Origin of the sequence: Micromonospora deserti, assembly GCF_003236335.1 — a bacterium.
In the GTDB taxonomy this organism is placed as follows: domain Bacteria; phylum Actinomycetota; class Actinomycetes; order Mycobacteriales; family Micromonosporaceae; genus Micromonospora; species Micromonospora deserti.
On sequence record NZ_POUB01000105.1, the window covers coordinates 1 to 19,025 of the forward strand.

Sequence of the window (19,025 nt, forward strand, 5' to 3'; positions counted from 1 at the left end):
AGATGGGTATAAGAGACAGATGCCGGCCCGTCCTCGGGCCGGCCGGCCAGCACCCGGTGCAGGTCGGCGGCGTGTTCGCGCATGCGGTGGTCGTGCTCGGCGGAAGCCGGGCGCTGCCCGTACCAGAGCTCGGAGAAGATCGCGCCGGCCGCGCCCAGGGGCGGGCCGACCTGCGGGCGGTTGCTGGTGGCGGCCGTGACCAGCTCGACGACCGTCATGCCGGGGCGCGGCTGCACCACCCGGCGCGCGACCAGCTCACGGATCATGGCGCGCAGGCGTTCCCGGACCGACTCGGCGTAGCGGCCCTCGGCCGCCAGCCGGTCGGCGAGGGAGGCGTGGGCGGCGGGCGCCAGCTCGGGGTCCGGCTCCCGGGGGGCCGGTACGGCGGTGGTCGCGGGCCGGGGCGCGCGGCGGCGTCGGCGCCACCGGAGTCGGCGCCACCGGAGTCGGGGCCACCGGAGTCGGCGCCACCGGAGTTGGGGCCACCGGAGCGAGGGCCCCGCGAGTCGGGGCCACCGGAGTCGGGGCCACCGGAGCCAGGGCCCCGCGAATCGGGGCAGCCGCCGGGGCGCCCAGGCCGGGAAGGTGTACCAGGCGGCGGCGACCAGCGCCGCGGCGAGCACCAGCAGCAGCGCGACCAGCGGCAGCGGCAGGTGGTCGCCGAGCGCCGCGGTGGTCTCGGTCCACCACCGGCTGAGGCTCACCGGTCGACCGCCGGGAGGACGGTCTCCGGCGTGCCCGCCGGGACTCGGGACAGCAGGATGTCCAGCCCTTCGGTACGCATCCGGGTCTCCAGGTGCAGGACTGCGTCCAGGCAGGCCAGCGCCGGGTAGGCGACGCTGTTCACGAGCGCCCAGATGGCCAGCGAGAGCGGCACGTCCCAGGCGTCGTCGAGCAGGTCGAGCGTGCCGAGGCCGACGAACAGGCCGGTGCCGAGGCCGACCCGCAGGATCCACCAGACCAGGTAGCCGAGCACCCGGACGGCGCCGGCCCGGCCACCGCCGCGTACCGACAGCGCGGCGGCTCGCAGCGGGGCCCGCCGAGGCCGGACCCGGTCGACGACCAGGGCCGGGGCCAGGGCGCCGAGCAGGCCGAAGCCGAGGAACCAGACCGGCCCGAGCAGCGCGGCGACGAACATCACCACGCCGGCCAGGAGCGTGAGCGGCAGCGTCGCGCCCCATCGCGCCCCGGTGAGGCGGAGCAGGTCGCGTACCCCGAGCGGCCGGTCGACCAGCGCGGCGGCGGCAGCCCGGGCGGCCGGGTTGCCGAGCAGCATGATGATCATCGCCTCGGTCGCCGCGCCGACGGCCAACAACAGCCAGTACGGAGCGAACCGGCCGAATTCCACCCACCACACCGGCGGCGCGGTGCCTGCGGCGGCCCGCAGCGGGTACAGCAGGAGCTGCTCGCCCACGGCCAGGACGAGGGCCACCGGGATCAACACCCGGGCCTGGCCGCGCAGCAGGAGGACCGCGGAGTCGAGGAGTTCGCCCACGGTGAGCGGGCGGCGCGGAAGCACGGCGGTGGGGCCGGCGTCGGGCACGCGTACTCCTGGGGGCGGGCGGTGGTGGCGCGTGGCGGCGCACGCAGGGATCATGGTGACACGCGCGGTCCGATCGGGTGGACCCGCACGCCGGGGCGGCCGTTCCGCGCGCCGGTTGCTGGGCGTCGGCCTCCGTCGGCAGTACCGTGCCGGATGACGCCGATCCCACCGAACTGAACGGGGATGGAAAATTAATCCCATGAGAGCCCGGGTACTGGTGGTCGACGACGACCCCGCGCTCGCCGAGATGCTCGGCATCGTCCTGCGCAGCGAGGGCTTCCTGCCCTCGTTCGTCGCCGACGGGGAACGGGCCCTGGCCGCGTTCCGCGACAACCGGCCCGACATCGTCCTGCTCGACCTCATGCTGCCCGGCATGAGCGGTATCGACGTGGCCCGGGCGATCCGGGCGGAGTCGGGTGTGCCGATCGTGATGCTGACTGCCAAGAGCGACACCGTCGACGTGGTGCTCGGCCTGGAGTCCGGGGCCGACGACTACGTGGTCAAGCCGTTCAAGCCCAAGGAGCTGGTGGCCCGGATGCGGGCCCGGCTGCGCCGCGGCGAGGACGTCGCCCCGGAGATGCTGACCATCGGGCCGCCCGGCAACCAGATCACCATCGACGTGCCGGCGCACACGGTCAGCCGCAACGGCGAGGAGGTGAAGCTGACGCCGCTGGAGTTCGACCTGCTGGTCGCGCTCGCCCGCAAGCCGCGCCAGGTCTTCACCCGGGAGGTGCTCCTGGAGCAGGTCTGGGGCTACCGGCACGCCGCTGACACCCGACTGGTCAACGTGCACGTGCAGCGCCTGCGGGCCAAGATCGAACCGGATCCGGAGCGGCCGGAAATCATCCTCACCGTGCGGGGCGTGGGCTACAAGGCGGGTACCGGATAGCCTGGTCACACTGTGGTCACCTCCCCGACACCCCACGCTGACCCCGCGGTCTCCCGCCGGCGCCACGCCGGGCGGGAGCTGTGCCGCGCGGTCGTCGGCCGGTCCGCCCGGCTGGTCGCCGGCCTGCACCAGACCTGGCGCCGCTCGTTGCAGGTCCGGGTGGTGACCATCACGCTGGTGGCCTCCAGCCTGCTGGTCGGCGGCTTCGCGTACGTGATCGCCAACAAGATCACCGACATCCTGCTCACCAACGCCGTGACCGACACGCGGCTGCGGATCACCAGCGGCGCCGACTACGCGGCCAAGCAGGTCTACCTGTTCAGCCAGCCGCAGGAGGCCCAGCTTCAGGACACCATCGAGGGCACGGTCAACTACCTGGCCGGCGGCGACCCGCAGCAGACCAGCGGGGTGGTGGTGGCGATCACCGCCGACAACTACACCGACATCATCGAGACCCGCAGCTCGCCGGTCCTCGACGTGCGGCCGCTGATCAGCCGGGAGCTGCGCGCCAGCGTGGCCGACGGCAACGTCGCGTGGCAGATCCGCACCGGCCGGCTCACCGGCGAACGCGCCAAGTACCTGGTCTACGGCTCGCCCGTGCCGACCCGGTTCGGTCAGGTCGAGCTCTACTACTTCGTTCCGCTGAGCCGGCAGGACGCCACCGCGGCGGACGCCCGGGCCACCGTGGTGGCCACCGGTGTCGCCCTGGTGCTCCTGCTCGGCCTGCTGGCCGCGCTGGTCACCCGGCTGGTGGTGACCCCGGTGCGGGTGGCCGCCCGGACCGCGCAGCGGCTCTCCGCGGGTCTGCTCGACCAGCGGATGGTGGTCAACGGCGAGGACGACCTGGCCCTGCTCGCCGCGTCGTTCAACCAGATGGCGACCAACCTGCAACGGCAGATTCTGCGGCTGGAGGAGATGTCCCGGTTGCAGCGCCGGTTCACCTCCGACGTCTCGCACGAGCTGCGTACCCCGCTGACCACCGTCCGGATGGCCGCCGACCTGATCTTCGCCGAGCGCGACGACTTCGATCCCGCGGTCGCCCGCAGCGCCGAGCTGCTCCAGGCCGAGCTGGACCGGTTCGAGGAGCTGCTCACCGACCTGCTGGAGATCAGCCGTTTCGACGCCGGCTTCGCCATGCTCGACGCCGAGCCGACCGATCTGGTGCCGGTGGTGCACCGGGTGGCCGACCGGCTGGCCGGGCTGGCCGAGCGGGTCGGGGTGGCCATCGAGCTGGACGTCCCGGCCACCTCGGTGATCGCCGAGGTGGACCCGCGACGGGTGGAGCGGGTGCTGCGCAACCTGGTCGGCAACGCGGTCGAGCACGGTGAGGGCAAGCCGGTGCGGATCACGCTGGGGGTGGACGACACGGCGGTCGCCGTCACGGTGCGCGACCACGGGGTGGGGCTCAAGCCGGGCGAGGAGAAGCTGGTGTTCAACCGGTTCTGGCGGGCCGACCCGTCCCGCGCCCGGCAGACCGGCGGCACCGGGTTGGGGCTGTCGATCAGCCTGGAGGATGCCCGGCTACACGGCGGCTGGCTGGAGGCATGGGGAGCGCCGGGGCAGGGCGCCCAGTTCCGGCTCACCCTGCCCGCCCGGGCGGGCGACCGGCTGACCACCTCACCGCTGCGCCTGGTGCCGGCCGACGCGGCCCTGCCGTTCGGCGGTCCCCGCGCCGGCGGGCTGCTGGCCATCGGCCCGGGCCCCGGCGGTGCGCTGGCGGTCGGGCCGGCCGGCGCCGGCGAGAAGGCGGAGGCCCGGTCGTGACGCGCGCGTTGCTGGCCGGAGTGGTCGGGGTGGTGCTGCTGGTCACCGGGTTGGCGGGGTGCGGTATCCCGGGCAGTACCGGAGTCGAGGTGGAACGGCGGGTGTCCAGCGCGGAGGCCGGCACCTCCAGCGGTCGCAGCCAGGAGCCGCCGACCCGGGCGGCGAGCGGCAGCGACGCGGAGGAATTCGTCCGCAACTTCCTGGCCGCCGCCGCCGGCGAGCCGGACCGGGCCTACTACCGGGTCAAGCAGTTCATCGCCCCGGAGGACCGGTCCGAGCTCCAGGAGAAGCAGGGCAGTGAGGTCGCCCTCACCGTGGTCCGGCTGACCGAGGCCCCGGTGATCACCCCCGACGTGGAGAGCACCAAGGTCACCATCGCGGTGCAGCAGATCGGCGTGCTGCGCACCAACGGCACCCTGGCGCCGCCGGTGGCCACCGAGACGAAGTACCAGTTCGGCCTGCGCAGCGCCGCCACCGGCGGTCAGGGCAACGTCGAGGACGCCGGCCTGTTCGTCACCGCCCCGCCGAACGTGCTGCTGCTCAGCCATGTGGCGTTGCAGGAGTACTACGAGCCGGCCTCGGTCTACTTCTGGAGTTCCGACCGCAACCGGCTGGTGCCCGACCAGCGGTACCTGCCGCTGACCGTGCCGGACGAGCGGCAGGTGACCGAGGTGGTCCGCTGGCTCATCAACGGCCCGTCGGACTGGCTGCGCCCGGCCGTCTCCGGCCTGCCCGACCGCACCGAGATGATCAACAATGCCACCGGCGGGGACGGCCGGTGGGAGGTCAACCTGACCATGCCCGGCGACGACGAGCGGCGGCTGGACCAGTTCGCCACCCAGCTTGCCTGGTCGCTGCCGGAACTGGACGGCGAGCTGGAGCTGAAGGTCCAGAACCAGTCCCGCACGGTGGTGAACCTGCGCGAGCAGCGGCTCAAGCACCCGCTCTACCCGCTCATCGGCAACCCGCAGCGCTACTGCGTCTACGACGGCGCGGTCCACCCGCTGGCCTTCGCCGGTGAGCCCGGCGGCACCGTGCCGGTGGCACCCGAGGCCAACCGCAACGTCGTCTCGGCCGGGTTCAGCCGCGCCGCGGGCGGCGTCCTGGCGGCGCTCGTGGTGGCCGGTGCCGACGGCCGGCAGCGGTTGACCGTGGGCACCGGCACCGATCCGGTGACCGCCTTCCGGTCGAGTTCGTGGTACGCCGCGATCGGCCGTCCGGTCTGGCTGCGCTCCGCCGACACGGGGCGGCCGTACGGGCTGGTGGTGGCCGACCGCCGGCTCCACCGGTTCGGTGACGACGCGACGCTGACGCCGGTGACGCTGAACGTGACCGGGCAGGTGACCGCGGTGGCCGCCGCGCTGGACGGGACCAGGATCGCGATGATCGTCGGCGGGGCGCTCTACGTGGCCGCGGTCACCGTCGACGGCGGCGGGGTGACCCTCGGCCCGGCCCGCCGGCTCGCCACGTCCCTGACCGGCCTCTCCGCCGTGGACTGGGCCGGGGAGGACAGCCTGGTGCTGGCCGGTTCGGCGGACCGGCCCGGCATCCACCAGGTCAGCGTCGACGGCGCGCGGGAGTTCGAGGTCCGCGGTGACGTGGGCGCCAAGGTGACCCACCTGTCAGCCTTCCCGGTCAACCCGGTCGTCCAGCAGCCCTCCGGCGCGGTCATGTACGAGGCCAACGGGGTGGCGTACCGCAGCCCGGCGGAGCGGATCAAGCGGGAGCAGGTGCTGGAGGTGACCCCGCCGCCGGCCGGGGTCCGCCCGGGCAACCCGACCGCCCCCTTCTTCCTCTACTGATCCCCGTGCCGGACGTGGGCGGGCTCTGGGCGGACCTCACCGACCTGGTGCTGCCGGCGGTCTGCGCGGGGTGCCGGGACCGCCGGCCGGCGCTGCGGCACGGGGTCTGCCCGGGGTGCGTGGCGGAACTCGACGCGCTGCGGCCGCGCGAGGTGCGGCCCGACCCGGCCCCGCCCGGGCTGCCGCCCTGCCTCGCCCTCGGCCCGTACGTCGGCCCGCTGCGGGAGACCCTGCTGGCGTACAAGGACCACGGGCGGCACGGGCTGGCCCGACCGTTGGGCGCCCTGCTCGCCGAGGTCGTCGCCGCGGCGGTGGCGCCCGGGCGGCCGGTGGTGCTGGTGCCGGTGCCGGACACCGCGGCGGCGGCCCGCGCCCGCTACGGCGACCACCTCGACCGGCTGGCGCGGCACTGCGCGGCCCGGCTCCGCCGGGCGGGTCGGCCGGCGCGGGTACGGCGACCGCTGCGCGCCCTGCCCCGACCCGACTCGGTGACCCTGGACAGCGCCGGGCGGGCGGCGGCGGCCGAGTCGGGGAACGTGTCCCGGGCTGACCTGGTGCACCGGCTGGTGCAGGAGATCGCCAACCTCGCGGCCGACGCCGAGGGGCAGCCGCGCCGCACGGTGCCCCGGCTCGACAACGACCTCGCCCTGCCCGACCAGCTCCGGGTGGTCGCCGCCGACCTGGTGGCCGCCGCCCCGCCGGCCGAGGTGCTGGCGCGGGCCGCCGCCGAGGTGACGGCGACCCGCGGCGCGCTCTAGGCGCGCCCAGCCGAGGCGCTACCGGGCGCGGGGTGAACGGAGGCGCTACCGGGCGCGCGGCTCAGCTCAGGCGTTCGATGACCATGGCCATGCCCTGGCCGCCGCCGACGCACATCGTCTCCAGGCCGATGGTCTTGTCGTGCCACTCCAGCGCGTTCAGCAGGGTGCCGGTGATCCGCGCGCCGGTCATGCCGAACGGGTGCCCGACGGCGATCGCGCCGCCCATCACGTTCAGCTTCTCCAACGGGATGCCCAACTGGCGGTAGGAGGGGATCACCTGGGCGGCGAACGCCTCGTTGATCTCGACCAGGTCGACGTCGTCGATGGTCATGCCGGCCCGCCCGAGCGCCTGCTTCGATGCCTCGACCGGGCCGAGGCCCATGATCTCCGGCGAGAGCGCGGTCACGCCCGTGGAGACGATGCGGGCCAGCGGGGTGAGGCCGAGGTCGGCGGCCTTCCGGGCGCTCATGATCACCACGGCGGCGGCCCCGTCGTTGAGCGGGCAGCAGTTGCCGGCGTTGATCCGGCCGTCCGGCCGGAAGACCGGCTTCAGGCCGGCGACCGCCTCCAGGGTGACCCCGGCGCGGGGACCGTCGTCGGTGCTGACCACCGTGCCGTCCGGCGTCGTGACCGGGGTGATCTCCCGGGACCAGAAGCCGTCGGCGATGGCCTTCTCGGCGAGGTTCTGGCTGCGTACGCCGAATTCGTCCATGTCGGCGCGGGTCACGTCGTACACCTGGGCCAGGTTCTCGGCGGTCTGCCCCATGGACAGGTAGATGTCCGGCAGATCGCCCGTCTCGCGCGGGTCCGTCCAGACGGGCGCGCCGCCCTGGGCGCGGGCCGTGGACCGCTCGCGCGCGGCGGCGAAACGGGGGTTCTCCCAGCCGCCGCCGACCAGCGCCTGCGCCTCTGGCGGCAGACCGTCGGAGTTGCCCCGGGCGTAGCGGGAGACCGTCTCGACGCCGGCGGAGATGAAGACGTCACCCTCGCCGGCCCGGATCGCGTGCATCGCCATCCGCGTGGTCTGGAGCGAGGAGGCGCAGTACCGGGTCAGCGTGGCGCCGGGGAGCCCGTCCAGCCCCATCAGGGTGGCGACCACCCGGGCCATGTTGAAGCCCTGCTCGCCGCCGGGCAGACCGCACCCCAGGTAGAGGTCGTCGATCTCGGCCGGGTCGAGCTGGGGGACCTTGTCCAGGGCGGCCTGCACGATGGTCGCGGCGAGGTCGTCCGGGCGGACGTCGCGCAGGGACCCTTTGTGCGCCCGGCCGATGGGAGAGCGGGCGGTGGCGACGATCACGGCGTCGCGGGACGACTCAATCGGCATGAATCAACGTTAACCCGCGGGTAACTTGCCGCGGAAGCCGCGTGGCCGGCGGGAAATGTCACCCTCGGGCCGGCTACCCCTGGCCGGGATCGGTGCGGTTGCGGGCCACTTGCCGGGCCCCGGGCCGGGTCGGTGGCGGGCCCAGGGTCGGCTCAGTGGCGGGTGGCGACGGCGGCCGCCGCGGCGACGGCCGGCAGCAGGGCGTGCGCCCAGACCCGGTAGCCGTCGGCGGAGGGGTGGTAGCCGTCGTGGCAGAGGGTGCCGGCGTCAGCCCGGAACACCGGCCCGGTCTCGGTGGCCAGGTCGACGACGGTGCCGCCCGCATCGAGCACGGCGGCCGTCTGGGCCCGGGCGATCCGGCGCCCGGCCCAGCCGACCAGCTGGCGCAGCGGCGGCGCGATCGCCCGGACCGCACCGAGGTCGGGACAGGTGCCGACCACCACCTCCACCCGGGCCTCCCGCAGCCGGTGCACGGCCGCCCCCAGGTACGCCGCGGCGTCGGCCGGCCGGCGCAGGCTGGTGGCGTCGTTGGCGCCGATCAGGATCACCGCCACGTCGGGACGTTCGCCGAGCAGTGCCCGGGCCACCTGGGTGGCCAGGTCCGTCGAGCGGGAGCCGGAGACGCCGACGCTGGACAGGTGCACCAGCCGGCCGGAGGGCGCCTCGGCGAGCAGGTTGGCCAGCTGCCCGCCGACGGTGTCGTCGAGGCGTCCGACCCCGACGCCGAGGGCGGACGAGTCGCCGAGCAGCACCAGCCGCACCGGCGGTGCGCCGGCGCGGCCGACTGTGGCTCGCAGGGCCAGGCCGAGCTCCGGCTGGGCGTACTGGCGGTGCCGGGCGGCGAAGACCTGGCCGGCAAGGACGGCAGCGCCGCCGACCGCGCCGGCGACCAGGGAGTACGCCGCCGCGCGACCCAGCCGGCCGGCGAGCCCCGAGGGGTGCAGTTGCTCGCTCATGCCAGTCCTTCCACTGTGGGTGATTCGGCGGGGCCGGATTGCGAAACCGCGCCGACACCGAAGAAGGCCCGCCGGCGCAGCTGCGCCCACCGGCCGGCCGGGCCGCGGTCGCTGCCCTGGACCTGGGTGCCGCTGACCTCGGTGCCCGCATGCCGGGCCGCCTCCTGGGCGGCCTTCGGCAGTGACCGTACGCCCTCGCCCCGGACCAGCGGAGCGCGCCGTTCCTGAGCGGCGCCGAGCGCAGAGAGCGCGGTCGGCAGCATCGCCGCGGCGGCCACCGCGTAGCCCTCCGCCGAGGGGTGGAACCGGTCCCAGGCGAACATCCGGGTCGGCTCGGCCGCGAACCGGGGGCCGAGCAGGTCACCGAGGGAGACCGTCCACCCGCCGGCCTCGACGACCGCCACCGTCTGGGCGGCGGCGAGCTGCCGGCTCCAGCGCCGCGCCAGCCAGCGCAGCGGCGGCTGGATCGGCCGGATCGCACCCAGGTCGGGGCAGGTGCCGACGACCACCTCACAGCCGACGGCGCGCAGCGCGCGGACCGCCTCGACCAGGTAGCGCACGGCCAGCCCCAGCGGGGTGCGGTTGGTCACGTCGTTGCCGCCGATCAGGATCACCGCGATGTCGGGGTCGCACTCCAGCGCCGCCTCCACCTGATGCTTCAGCCCGGCGGAGATGGCGCCGACCACGGCGAACCGGTGCAGCCGGACCGGCCGGTGCAGCCGGCGGGACAGGCCGGTGGCGAGCAGCGCGCCGGGCGTCTCCCGGCGCCGGTGCACGCCGTAGCCGGCGGCTGAGGAGTCGCCGAGCACGACCATGGTCACCGGTGGGCCGGGCAGCTTGGCGCCGTACACCCCGTCACAGCGCGGTGGCGGCGCCTCGGCCAGCGGAATCGTGCGCCGGGCCTGGCGGGCCTGCCCGATCAGCACGCCCCCGGTCGCCACGGCGGCGGCCGCGGTGGCGCCCGTGCCGATCGCCGCCAGGCGGGCGATCTGCCGGGCGCGCTGCCAGCGCGAACCAACCGGGACGACGGAACCAGCGACCCCCATGAAACGACATTATCGCGCCGGCACGACCGGCCGCTGTCGCGGCGACGGCTGGTGGGTGCCGGCGCACCGGGTAGCTGGTCCGGGTGCCGGCCGGGGCGCACCCGGCGGTCCGGCGGCCCCGCGAGGGCCAGCCGGCCGGCTTGCGCCGGCACGGCACCCTGGCACGCGGAGAGGGGCGACGACATGGGGAAGACATTGAAGCGGAGCGCGGCGTTCACCGCGCTGGCCCGGGCGCTTTTCGCCGGGGCGCGGGGCGGCCCGTCGCTCGGGGCACGGCTGGCGGCGCTACCCCGGATGATCCGGGCCACCGTGAGGGGAGAGTACGACGGCGGGCTCCGGCTGGCCTTGATGACGGCGGCCACGGCGTACGTCGTCTCGCCGGTGGACCTGCTCCCGGAGCTTCCGCTGGCGCTCCTCGGCCTGGCCGACGACGCGGTCGTGATCACCTGGCTGGCCGGCAGCGTGCTCGCCGAGGCCGAGCGCTTCCTGGAGTGGGAGGCGCGGCGCGGGTCGGTGATCCCCGGGCAGGTGACCCCCTGACGGGACGTACGCTGGGCGTCGAGAAGACGTCTGCCCGGCCGCCGCCGGCGGCGCCGAGGGAGAAGGGCACAACGAGGTGCAGTACTACGACAACGTCGTCGAGTTGATCGGCAACACCCCGCTGGTACGGCTGCGTCACGTCACCGAGGGCATCCAGGCGACCGTGCTGGCGAAGGTGGAGTACCTCAACCCCGGCGGGTCGGTGAAGGATCGGATCGCGCTGCGCATGGTGGAGGACGCCGAGAAGGCGGGCATCCTCCGGCCGGGCGGCACCATCGTCGAGCCGACCAGCGGCAACACCGGCGTGGGGCTGGCCCTGGTGGCCCAGCTCAAGGGCTACCGGTGCGTCTTCGTCTGCCCGGACAAGGTCAGCCAGGACAAGCAGGACGTGCTGCGCGCGTACGGCGCCGAGGTGGTGGTCTGCCCGACCGCCGTCGCGCCGGAGGACCCGCGCTCCTATTACAACGTCTCCGACCGGCTGGCCCGGGAGATCCCCGGCGCGTGGAAGCCCAACCAGTACAGCAACCTGGCCAATCCGCGCTCCCACTACGAGACCACCGGCCCGGAGCTGTGGCAGCAGACCGAGGGGCAGATCACCCACTTCGTCGCCGGCGTCGGCACCGGGGGCACGATCTCCGGCATCGGCCGCTACCTCAAGGAGGCGTCGGAGGGGCGGGTCAAGGTCATCGGCGCGGACCCGGAGGGCTCGGTCTACTCCGGCGGCACCGGCCGGCCGTACCTCGTCGAGGGGGTCGGCGAGGACTTCTGGCCGGAGACGTACGACCGGGGCATCGCCGACGAGATCGTCGAGGTCTCGGACAAGGCGTCGTTCGAGATGACCCGGCGGTTGGCCCGCGAGGAGGGCCTCCTGGTCGGCGGCTCCTGCGGGATGGCCGTGGTGGCCGCGCTGAAGGTGGCCCGCGCGGCCGGCCCGGACGACGTGGTCGTGGTGCTCCTGCCGGACGGCGGCAGGGGCTACCTGTCCAAGATCTTCAACGACGCCTGGATGGCCCGGTACGGGTTCCTGGATAACTCCGGCACCGAGCCAACCGTTGCCGACGCCCTGGCCAGCAAGCCGGGCCGCCTGCCGGAGCTGGTGCACGTCCACCCGACCGAGACGGTCCGCGACGCGATCGACTACATGCGCGAGTACGGCGTCTCGCAGCTGCCGGTGCTCAAGGCCGAGCCGCCGGTGGTCACCGGTGAGGTGGCCGGCTCGATCGCCGAGCGGGACCTGCTCGACGCGCTCTTCACCGGCCAGGCGCACCTGCACGACACCATCGAGCGGCACATGGCCGCGCCGCTGCCGATGATCGGCGGTGGCCAGCCGGTGAGCGAGGCGGTCAACCTGCTGGAGAAGTCCGACGCCGCGCTGGTGCTGGTCGACGGCAAGCCCAGGGGTGTGCTCACCCGGCAGGATCTGCTCGCCCACCTCGGCGCCCGCTGACGGCGTCGCGGCGGCCGGCCGGGCGGCCCGCTCAGCGGGCCAGCTCGGTCGGCACCGCGACCACGTCGACGAAGGCCCCCCGGCGCAGCACCGTCACCGGCAGCCGGGTGCCGATTGCCGAGGCGAGCATCAGCCGTTGCAGGCCCTGCCCGTCGCTGACCGGGCGGCCGCCGGCGGTGACGATGATGTCGCCCAGGTAGATCCCGGCCACCCCGGCCGGGCTGCCCGGGACCACCTCCACCACCCGCAGGCCGCGCCGCTGGCCGGTGCGCGCGGTGACCTCCGGCGGCAGCGGCACCGGTGCCCCGGCGACGCCGAGCCAGGCCCGGCGGACCCGCCCGTCGGCGGTCAGGTCGGTGATGATCTGCCGGGTGGTGACGTTGATCGGCACGGCCAGTCCGAGCCCGTACCCGGCGACCGCGGTGTTCACCCCGACCACCCGGCCGGCGGAGTCCACCAGGGCGCCGCCCGAATTGCCCGGGTTCAACGCCGCGTCGGTCTGGATGACGTCCTCGATCAGCCGGGTGACCCGGCCGTCCCGGGCCGGCAGCGAACGCCCCAGCCCGGAGACCACCCCGGCGGTGACCGAGCCGGCCAGCCCCATCGGGTTGCCGACCGCCACCACCAGCTGGCCGATCCGCAGGGAGTCCGCGTCGCCGAGCCGTACCGGCGCCACCGGGCTGCCGTCCACCCGCAGTACCGCGAGGTCGGAGAGCGGGTCCGCGCCGACCACCCGGAACCGGGCCTCGGTGCCGTCGCCGAAGGCGGCCGACCCGTCCCGGGCGCCCTGCACCACGTGCGCGCTGGTCAGCAGCAGGCCCTCGGCGTCGATGGTGATCGCGCTGCCGGCGCCGGAGCCGCGCGGGGTCCGTACCGACAGGGCGGCCACGCTCGGCAGCACCCGGGCCGCCACCGTCGTGACCACCTGGGAGTACGCGTCCAGCGCGGCCTCCTCGGCCGGTTGGGGGGCGGTGTGATCGGTGTCCATGACTGCGGCAACGCCCACCGGATCGATGGCCATCCCGCATCCGCTCAGAGCGAACAACCGGTCACAGCGGGCGGGCGTAGCGCAGTTGGGCGGCCCGGACCCGGCCGACCCACTCGTCCCGCTCGATCCCGGTGGGCGTCCAGCCGCCGCTCTCGTAGAAGCGCCGGGCGGGCGCGTTCTCCCGCAGCACCCAGAGCGCCGCGCGTCGCCAGCCCCGCTCGCGCATGGTGGCCAGCGCGTCGACCATCAGCTCCCGGCCCACCCCGCGTCCCCGCTCGGCCGGTTCCAGGTGGATCGCGCAGAGCAGCCCGGTCGCCGGATCGCGGGCGTCGTCCGGGCCGACGTAACTGAAGCCGGCCAGCCCACCGCCGCGTTCGGCGACGGTCATCAGGTGGGTGTCCCGCTCCCAGCCCCACCGCTCGGTCCAGTACCGCCCCATCGCGTCCGGCGTCGGGTCGGCGAGGGCCTCCGGTGGCAGGAACGACGAGTACGCGGCGGCCCGGGACCGCTGGTGCAGTGCTCCCACCGCCATCAGGTCGGCGGCGGTGGCGCGGCGGAGGGTGGCGATCACCCGGCCGAGGCTACCCGGCGTGGCGGGAGCGGCACGGTCATCAGGTCCTCGGCGATCACCAGGTCGCCGTCGAAGTGCGTGCGGGCCTCGTCGGCGAAGCGGTCCGGGTCGGCGTAGCGCTGGGAGAAGTGGGTGAGCACCAGCCGGCGTACCCCCGACTCGGCCGCCACCCGCGCGGCCTGGCCCGCGGTCAGGTGGCCGACCTCGGCGGCGAGCGCGGCCTCGGAGTCGAGGAAGGTCGACTCGATGACCAGGAGATCGGCGTGCTCGGCGAGGGCGTACACCTCGTCGCAGAGGCCGGTGTCCATCACGAAGGCGAACCGCTGCCCCGGCCGGGGCACGCTCACCTCCTCCCGGGTGACGCGGCGGCCGTCGACGTCCAGGTGGCCCACGCGGATCAGCTCCCCGACCGCCGGCCCGGCGACGCCGTACGCGGCCAGCCGGTCGGGCAGCATCCGGCATCCGTCCGGCTCGACCAGCCGGTAGCCGTACGTCTCGATCGGGTGTCGCAGCCGGCGGGCCTCCAGCGTGCCGCAGCCCAGCTCGACCCGCTGCCCGTCGGCCTCGATCGGCTCGACCCGCAGCTCGGCGGTCTCGTGGAAGCTGGACGCGTGCCGTAGCCGGGCGAAGTACTCGGCGCCGCCGGCCGGGAAGTGCACCGCCACCGGGTGCGGGACCCGGTCCAGGGAGAGCCGCTGGATGGTGCCGGGCAGGCCGAGGCAGTGGTCGCCGTGGAAGTGGGTGACGCAGATCCGGGTCAGGTCGGTGGCGGTGACCGTGCTGTGCAGCAGTTGCCGCTGGCTGCCCTCGCCCGGGTCGAAGAGGATCACCTCGTCGTCCCAGCGCAGCACGTACCCGTTGTGGTTGCGCTGCCGGGTCGGGGCCTGGCTGGCCGTCCCGAGCACCACCAGCTCGCGCGTCGACACGTGGTCCCCCCGCACATGAAGCGACCCCCGGGGCTTCCGCGCTCGCGCGCGGGCCGGCTGGACTGGGCCGGCACCCCGGGGGTCGGGTGGCTGTCATGGATTCGCCGCACCGCTGCCACACGGTCTCGACGATGGTGCCTGTGCCCGCCTCGCGGCGGACGTGATCACTGTCGAGGACAGCGGCTAGCGGACAGCCACCTCACGAGTCCGATTGCTATACAAGTCTGGACCACCTCCTTTCCCGTGTACCGCCACGCTAACCAGTGGCGGTGGCCGCCGGCAACGGATTTCGATCACACGCCCGCCGGATTGCCGCCCGGCCCGCGGGGCACGGCCACCGGAGCCGCGCAGATGCCGCCGCGGCTCCGGTGACTCGTGCACCCCCACCTTCGCAGCCCACGGAGGCGGAAGGTTAGCCAGCCGAGGGTGTCCGCGGACGAATGCCCGGCGTGCCGGTGGGCCCGGCGTGCCGCGTTCAGGAGGGGGCGATGCCGATCGGGCCCTCGCGCGGGCCCTCCTCGCTGGCCGGCTGGACCGCGAGGGAGGGGAAGTCGGCCAGGTCACCCTCCGGCTCGGCGTCCCACTCCGGGAAGACCAGCTCGCTTTGCAGGTAGAGGCAGAGCAGCTGGGTCAGCTGGGCCAGCCCGTCCAGGTGGGTGCGCTCGTGCCCGTGAGTGGCGTCGACCCCGAAGCCGAGTAGCGCCACCCGGGCGTGCGCCCCGGCCTCCACCGCCGCCGCGACGTCCGAGCGGTAGTAGTCGAAGACGTCCCGGACCAGGCGTACCCCGTGCTCGGCGGCGATCGAGGCCAGGTTGCGGGTCAGGTGGTAGTCGAACGGGCCCACCCCGTCGCCCATGGCCAGGGTGGCGGTGTCCTCCCGGGACTGCTGGCCCGGGGCGACCACCGCCGCGTCCACCGAGACGATCTCGGCGACGTCCGGGTCCAGCCCGTGGCTGGCACCGTGCCCGATCTCCTCGGTCACGGTGATCAGCAGGTGCGCGGTGACCGCCGGGCGGACGCCCGCGTCGACCAGCGCCTTGAACGCGGTCAGTACGGCCGCGACCCCGGCCTTGTCGTCCAGGTGCCGGGACTTCACGTACCCGCCAGGTGTGATCTGCGGGTTGGGCAGGAACGCCACGAAGTCGCCCGCGTCGATGCCGAGGGCGCGCAGCCCGGCGACGCCGTCGACCGGCTCGTCGACCCGCACCTCGACCTGCTCCCAGCCGATGCCCTGCAGGTCGACGCCCTCGTTGTAGCGGTGCCCGCTGGCCTTGAGCGGGAGCACCTGGCCGGTGATCACCCGTTCCAGGTCGTCGGTGAAGATCCGCACGTGGGCGCCCTCGGCGAACCGGGCGCTGTGCGTGCCGATCGGCTTCAGCTCCAGCCGGCCGTTCTCCTTGAGCCGCTTGACCATGCCGCCGATGGTGTCGGTGTGCACCACGATCGCCCGGTCCGCGCCGGTCGCCCTGGGCCCGGGCAGGCAGGCGCTGAGCGCGCCGCGCCGGGTCAGTGTGAAGGCGATGCCGAGCGCGGAGAGCCGCTCGCCGACGTATTGCTGTACGTGGTCGGTACGACCCGACGGGCTGGGGATCTCCAGCAGCTCCAGCAGCACCCGGCGCAGGTAGTCCAGGTCGATCTCCAGCGGCTTCGGGCTCACGCGGCGTCTCCCGGACCGGCCGGCGGCGCGGCGTCTTCCGGACCGGCCGGCGGCGCGGCGTCTCCCGGCCCGGCCGGCGATGCGGCGCCTCCCGGCCCGGCCGGCGACCAGAGCCGCTGCGGCGCCCGGGTGCCGGGGAAGAGCAGGTCGACGAAGCGTTCGGCGGTCGGCTGCGGCTCGTGGTTGGCCAGGCCCGGCCGCTCGTTCGCCTCGATGAACACGTGTTCCGGCCGGTCCGGGGCGGGCACCAGCAGGTCCAGCCCGGTGACCGGGATGTCCAGCGCCCGGCTCGCGGCCACGCACGCCGCGGCGGTGGCGGGATGCAGGTCTTCGGTCACGTCGTGGATGGTGCCGCCGGTGTGCAGGTTCGCGGTCCGGCGTACCACCAGCACCTCGCCCTCCGCGAGCACGTCGTGCATCCGGTGCCCGGCCTCCGCCACCACCTCGCGGGTCATGTCGTCGATGGGGATGCGCGACTCGCCTCCGGTGGCGGCCGCCCGCCGGCGGCTCTGCCGCTCGATCAGCTCGGTGACGTCGTGCACGCCGTCCCCGGTGATCTGCGCCGGCCGCCGCACCGCGGCGGCGACCACCTCGTGGTCTATGACGATCACCCGCAGGTCGTCGCCGGTCCGCATCTCCTCGATCAACACGTCCGGGCAGAACCGCCGGGCCAGCTCGACCGCGGCGGCCAGCGCCTCCGGGGTGCGGACCCCGACGGTGATGCCGTTGCCCTGCTCGCCGCGGGCCGGCTTGACCACGACCGGGCCCACGTCGGCCAGGAAGGCGACGTCGTCGGGCTCCCCGGTGGCGGTCCGGCCGCGCGGCACCGACAGGCCCACTTCGGCGAGGATCCGCCGGGTGACCCGCTTGTCGTCGCAGCGGCTCATCGCCACGGCCGAGGTCAGCTCCGACAGCGACTCCCGGGTGTGGATCGTCCGGCCGCCGTTGGTCAGCTTCAGCTCGCCCCAGGCCGGGTCGGTCACCTCCACCCGGATGCCGCGGCGCATCGCCTCGTCGGCGACGATCTTCGCGTACGGGTTGAGTTCGTCGTACCCGTCGGGGGTGGCGGGCAGGAAGAGGCGCTCGTTGATCGGGTTCTTCCGCTTTACGCAGAGGGTCGCCGTCCGGTGGAAGCCGAGCCGCTCGTAGAGCCGGATCGCCCCGGCGTTCTCGGCCAGCACCGACAGGTCGACGAAGGCACGGCCCCGCTCGTCCAGCCGGTCGGCCAGCTCGGTCAGCAGGGCCTGCCCGGTGCCGGGCGGCGCCTGGTTGAAGTCGACGGTCAGGCACCAGAGACTGGCCCCGTTCTCCGGGTCGTCGAAGACCGCCACGTGGTCCACGCCGGTGATGGTGCCGACGATCTCACCGGTGGCGTTCTCGGCCACCAGGTGCAGGAAGCGGTCGGTGCCGGCGTTGGCCACCAGCACGTCCACCGGGGCGGTGACCATGCCGTTGCGCGCGTAGATCCGATTGACCGCGTCCGCGTCGTCGTCGTCGCGCAGTGGACGGATCAGCAGACCCGGGATGTCGACCGGAGCCTCGATGGCGGCCGGACGGCCGGCGCCCAGCGGCAGCCGGTAGGTCAGCGACGGGTCGATGAACAGCTCGTCCGGCAGCCGGGACACCAGCACGTGCGGATCCCGCAGGTAGATGCAGATGTCCCGGGAGCCGGCGGCCTCGGAGCGCAGCACGGCGGCGACCGCGGCCTTGTCGGCGAAGGTCTGCCCGAAGACCAGCCGGCCCCAACCGCAGTCGAGCACCACGTCGGGTGCCCCGGTCCGGCTGGGGATCTCCGTCGTGCCGGGCGCCACCGGGTCGCCGCCCGGGCCGACCCGCTCCCGACGCCGTCCCGTGCCGCGCAGCCGATCCGCCCGGGCGGTCCCGGACGCCATCGTGTCGCCCACGGTCAGTCGATTCCGTGGCTCTGGAGCCACATTTCCAGGAGTCCGAGTTGCCACAGCTTGTTTCCGTTCAACGGGGTCAGTTCGGCGTTCGGGTCGGCGAGCAGCGCGTCGACGTAATCGGCGCGGAACAGGTCACGGCGGCGGGCCTCGGGCGCGGTGAGCGCGTCGCGCACCCGGTCGAGGAGCTTGCCCTCCAGGTGGGTGAGGCCGGGCACCGGGAAGTAGCCCTTGGGCCGGTCGATGACCTCGTGCGGCAGCACCCGGCGGCCGATCTCCTTGAGCACGCCTTTGCCGCTCTGGGCCAGCTTCAGCTCGGCCGGGCAGGTCGCGGCGAGCTCGACGAACTCGTGGTCGAGGAACGGCACCCGGGCCTCCAGCCCGTGCGCCATGGTCATGTTGTCCACCCGCTTGACCGGGTCGTCGACCAGCATCACCCGGGTGTCGAGGCGCAGGCCCGCGTCGACTGCGGTCTCCGCACCGGCCCGCGCCAGGTGCGCGGCCACGAACTCCCGCGCCGGGTCGCCGCCGGCCAGCCAGCCCGGGTTGAGCACCCGGGCCAGCCCGGCCGCGTCCCGGTCGAAGAACGCCCGGGCGTACGTGTCGAGTGCGGCGTCCCGGTCGACCCGGGCCAGCGGTGGGTACCAGTGGTAGCCGCCGAGGATCTCGTCCGCGCCCTGGCCGGACTGCACCACCTTCACGTGCTGCGACACCACCTCGCTGAGCAGGTAGAACGCGACGCAGTCGTGGCTGACCATCGGCTCGGACATGGCCCCGACGGCGGCCTCCAGCGGTGGCACCAGGTCGGCGGCGGCCACCCTGATCTGGTGGTGGTCGGTGTCGAACGTCCGGGCGACCAGGTCTGAGTCTGTCTCTTATACAAATCTGACGCTGCCGACGAAGCTAGAAGTGT

The 19,025-nt window shown here is 74.3% G+C and carries 15 protein-coding genes and 2 pseudogenes; 6 read left to right on the forward strand and 11 right to left on the reverse strand.

The genetic code is table 11. From position 1 onward, the window contains the following. Both C1I99_RS16360 and C1I99_RS16365 read right to left on the reverse strand, forming a co-directional pair. Positions 1 to 704, reverse strand: a 704-nt coding sequence (locus C1I99_RS16360) for a DUF4129 domain-containing protein (RefSeq protein ID WP_111135086.1), incomplete at its 3' end; no start/stop codon positions are given. Further along, positions 701 to 1,543: a hypothetical protein gene (locus C1I99_RS16365; protein WP_111135087.1), complete on the reverse strand. Its 843-nt coding sequence runs from the start codon at positions 1,541 to 1,543 to the stop codon at positions 701 to 703. The genes C1I99_RS16365 and C1I99_RS16360, both read right to left, overlap by 4 nt. 199 nt (positions 1,544 to 1,742) lie before the next feature. On the opposite strand from C1I99_RS16365, the gene mtrA reads away from it, so the two are divergent. From mtrA to C1I99_RS16385, 4 genes are read left to right on the forward strand one after another with little or no spacing between them, the layout of a single operon-like run. Continuing rightward, positions 1,743 to 2,432, forward strand: coding sequence for an MtrAB system response regulator MtrA (gene mtrA, locus C1I99_RS16370; RefSeq protein ID WP_111135088.1), 690 nt, complete (start codon positions 1,743 to 1,745; stop codon positions 2,430 to 2,432). Between the two features lie 12 nt (positions 2,433 to 2,444). After that, on the forward strand, positions 2,445 to 4,196 hold the full coding sequence (mtrB, locus tag C1I99_RS16375; protein ID WP_111135089.1) for an MtrAB system histidine kinase MtrB: 1,752 nt from the start codon (positions 2,445 to 2,447) through the stop codon (positions 4,194 to 4,196). Further along, positions 4,193 to 5,998: an LpqB family beta-propeller domain-containing protein gene (locus tag C1I99_RS16380; RefSeq protein WP_111135090.1), complete on the forward strand. Its 1,806-nt coding sequence runs from the start codon at positions 4,193 to 4,195 to the stop codon at positions 5,996 to 5,998. Before mtrB ends, C1I99_RS16380 begins: the two co-directional genes overlap by 4 nt. 5 nt (positions 5,999 to 6,003) lie before the next feature. Continuing rightward, positions 6,004 to 6,756, forward strand: coding sequence for a ComF family protein (locus C1I99_RS16385; protein WP_111135091.1), 753 nt, complete (start codon positions 6,004 to 6,006; stop codon positions 6,754 to 6,756). A gap of 61 nt (positions 6,757 to 6,817) precedes the next feature. Here C1I99_RS16385 and C1I99_RS16390 read toward each other — a convergent pair whose 3' ends face one another. From C1I99_RS16390 to C1I99_RS16400, 3 genes are all read right to left on the reverse strand, one after another. Beyond that, on the reverse strand, positions 6,818 to 8,080 hold the full coding sequence (locus tag C1I99_RS16390; RefSeq protein ID WP_111135092.1) for an acetyl-CoA C-acetyltransferase: 1,263 nt from the start codon (positions 8,078 to 8,080) through the stop codon (positions 6,818 to 6,820). 152 nt (positions 8,081 to 8,232) lie between these two features. Next, positions 8,233 to 9,036, reverse strand: coding sequence for an SGNH/GDSL hydrolase family protein (locus tag C1I99_RS16395; RefSeq protein WP_111135093.1), 804 nt, complete (start codon positions 9,034 to 9,036; stop codon positions 8,233 to 8,235). Further along, a complete protein-coding gene (locus C1I99_RS16400; RefSeq protein WP_111135094.1) occupies positions 9,033 to 10,082 on the reverse strand; it encodes an SGNH/GDSL hydrolase family protein in 1,050 nt (349 codons plus the stop codon). The genes C1I99_RS16395 and C1I99_RS16400 overlap by 4 nt, the downstream gene beginning before the upstream one ends. 183 nt (positions 10,083 to 10,265) lie before the next feature. Between C1I99_RS16400 and C1I99_RS16405 the strand changes: the two genes are divergently transcribed. Further along, positions 10,266 to 10,622, forward strand: coding sequence for a DUF1232 domain-containing protein (locus C1I99_RS16405; RefSeq protein ID WP_111135095.1), 357 nt, complete (start codon positions 10,266 to 10,268; stop codon positions 10,620 to 10,622). Positions 10,623 to 10,698: 76 nt separating this feature from the next. Further along, positions 10,699 to 12,069, forward strand: a complete 1,371-nt coding sequence (locus tag C1I99_RS16410) for a cystathionine beta-synthase (protein ID WP_111135096.1) — start codon at positions 10,699 to 10,701, stop codon at positions 12,067 to 12,069. Positions 12,070 to 12,100: 31 nt separating this feature from the next. Here the strand turns inward: C1I99_RS16410 and C1I99_RS16415 are convergent, their stop codons facing one another. The 6 genes and pseudogenes from C1I99_RS16415 to C1I99_RS16440 form a co-directional block, all read right to left on the reverse strand. Continuing rightward, positions 12,101 to 13,090 carry a S1C family serine protease gene (locus C1I99_RS16415; RefSeq protein ID WP_233512537.1) on the reverse strand — a complete coding sequence of 330 codons (990 nt, stop codon included), beginning with the start codon at positions 13,088 to 13,090 and terminating at the stop codon, positions 12,101 to 12,103. Between the two features lie 28 nt (positions 13,091 to 13,118). Beyond that, positions 13,119 to 13,628, reverse strand: coding sequence for a GNAT family N-acetyltransferase (locus tag C1I99_RS16420; protein WP_111135097.1), 510 nt, complete (start codon positions 13,626 to 13,628; stop codon positions 13,119 to 13,121). Then, on the reverse strand, positions 13,625 to 14,554 hold the full coding sequence (locus C1I99_RS16425; protein ID WP_111135101.1) for a ribonuclease Z: 930 nt from the start codon (positions 14,552 to 14,554) through the stop codon (positions 13,625 to 13,627). Before C1I99_RS16425 ends, C1I99_RS16420 begins: the two co-directional genes overlap by 4 nt. Before the next feature lie 475 nt (positions 14,555 to 15,029). Further along, the gene (locus C1I99_RS16430; protein ID WP_111135098.1) at positions 15,030 to 16,211 is read right to left on the reverse strand and encodes an osmoprotectant NAGGN system M42 family peptidase; all 1,182 of its coding nucleotides are present in this window, start codon (positions 16,209 to 16,211) and stop codon (positions 15,030 to 15,032) included. Between the two features lie 95 nt (positions 16,212 to 16,306). Beyond that, positions 16,307 to 18,103: pseudogene (gene ngg / locus C1I99_RS16435) on the reverse strand (N-acetylglutaminylglutamine synthetase); the annotation flags it as partial. A gap of 14 nt (positions 18,104 to 18,117) precedes the next feature. Beyond that, a pseudogene (locus C1I99_RS16440) lies at positions 18,118 to 18,978 on the reverse strand (asparagine synthase-related protein); the annotation flags it as partial. Between the last annotated feature and the right edge of the window lie 47 nt (positions 18,979 to 19,025).

Bases quoted from the DNA above. Each gene is read 5' to 3' on its own strand.
- mtrA (WP_111135088.1), top strand. From the start codon at position 1,743: ATGAGAGCCCGGGTACTGGTGGTCGACGACGACCCCGCGCTCGCCGAG.
- C1I99_RS16390 (WP_111135092.1), bottom strand. From the start codon at position 8,080: ATGCCGATTGAGTCGTCCCGCGACGCCGTGATCGTCGCCACCGCCCGC.
- C1I99_RS16395 (WP_111135093.1), bottom strand. From the start codon at position 9,036: ATGAGCGAGCAACTGCACCCCTCGGGGCTCGCCGGCCGGCTGGGTCGC.
- C1I99_RS16400 (WP_111135094.1), bottom strand. From the start codon at position 10,082: ATGGGGGTCGCTGGTTCCGTCGTCCCGGTTGGTTCGCGCTGGCAGCGC.
- C1I99_RS16405 (WP_111135095.1), top strand. From the start codon at position 10,266: ATGGGGAAGACATTGAAGCGGAGCGCGGCGTTCACCGCGCTGGCCCGG.
- C1I99_RS16415 (WP_233512537.1), bottom strand. From the start codon at position 13,090: ATGGCCATCGATCCGGTGGGCGTTGCCGCAGTCATGGACACCGATCAC.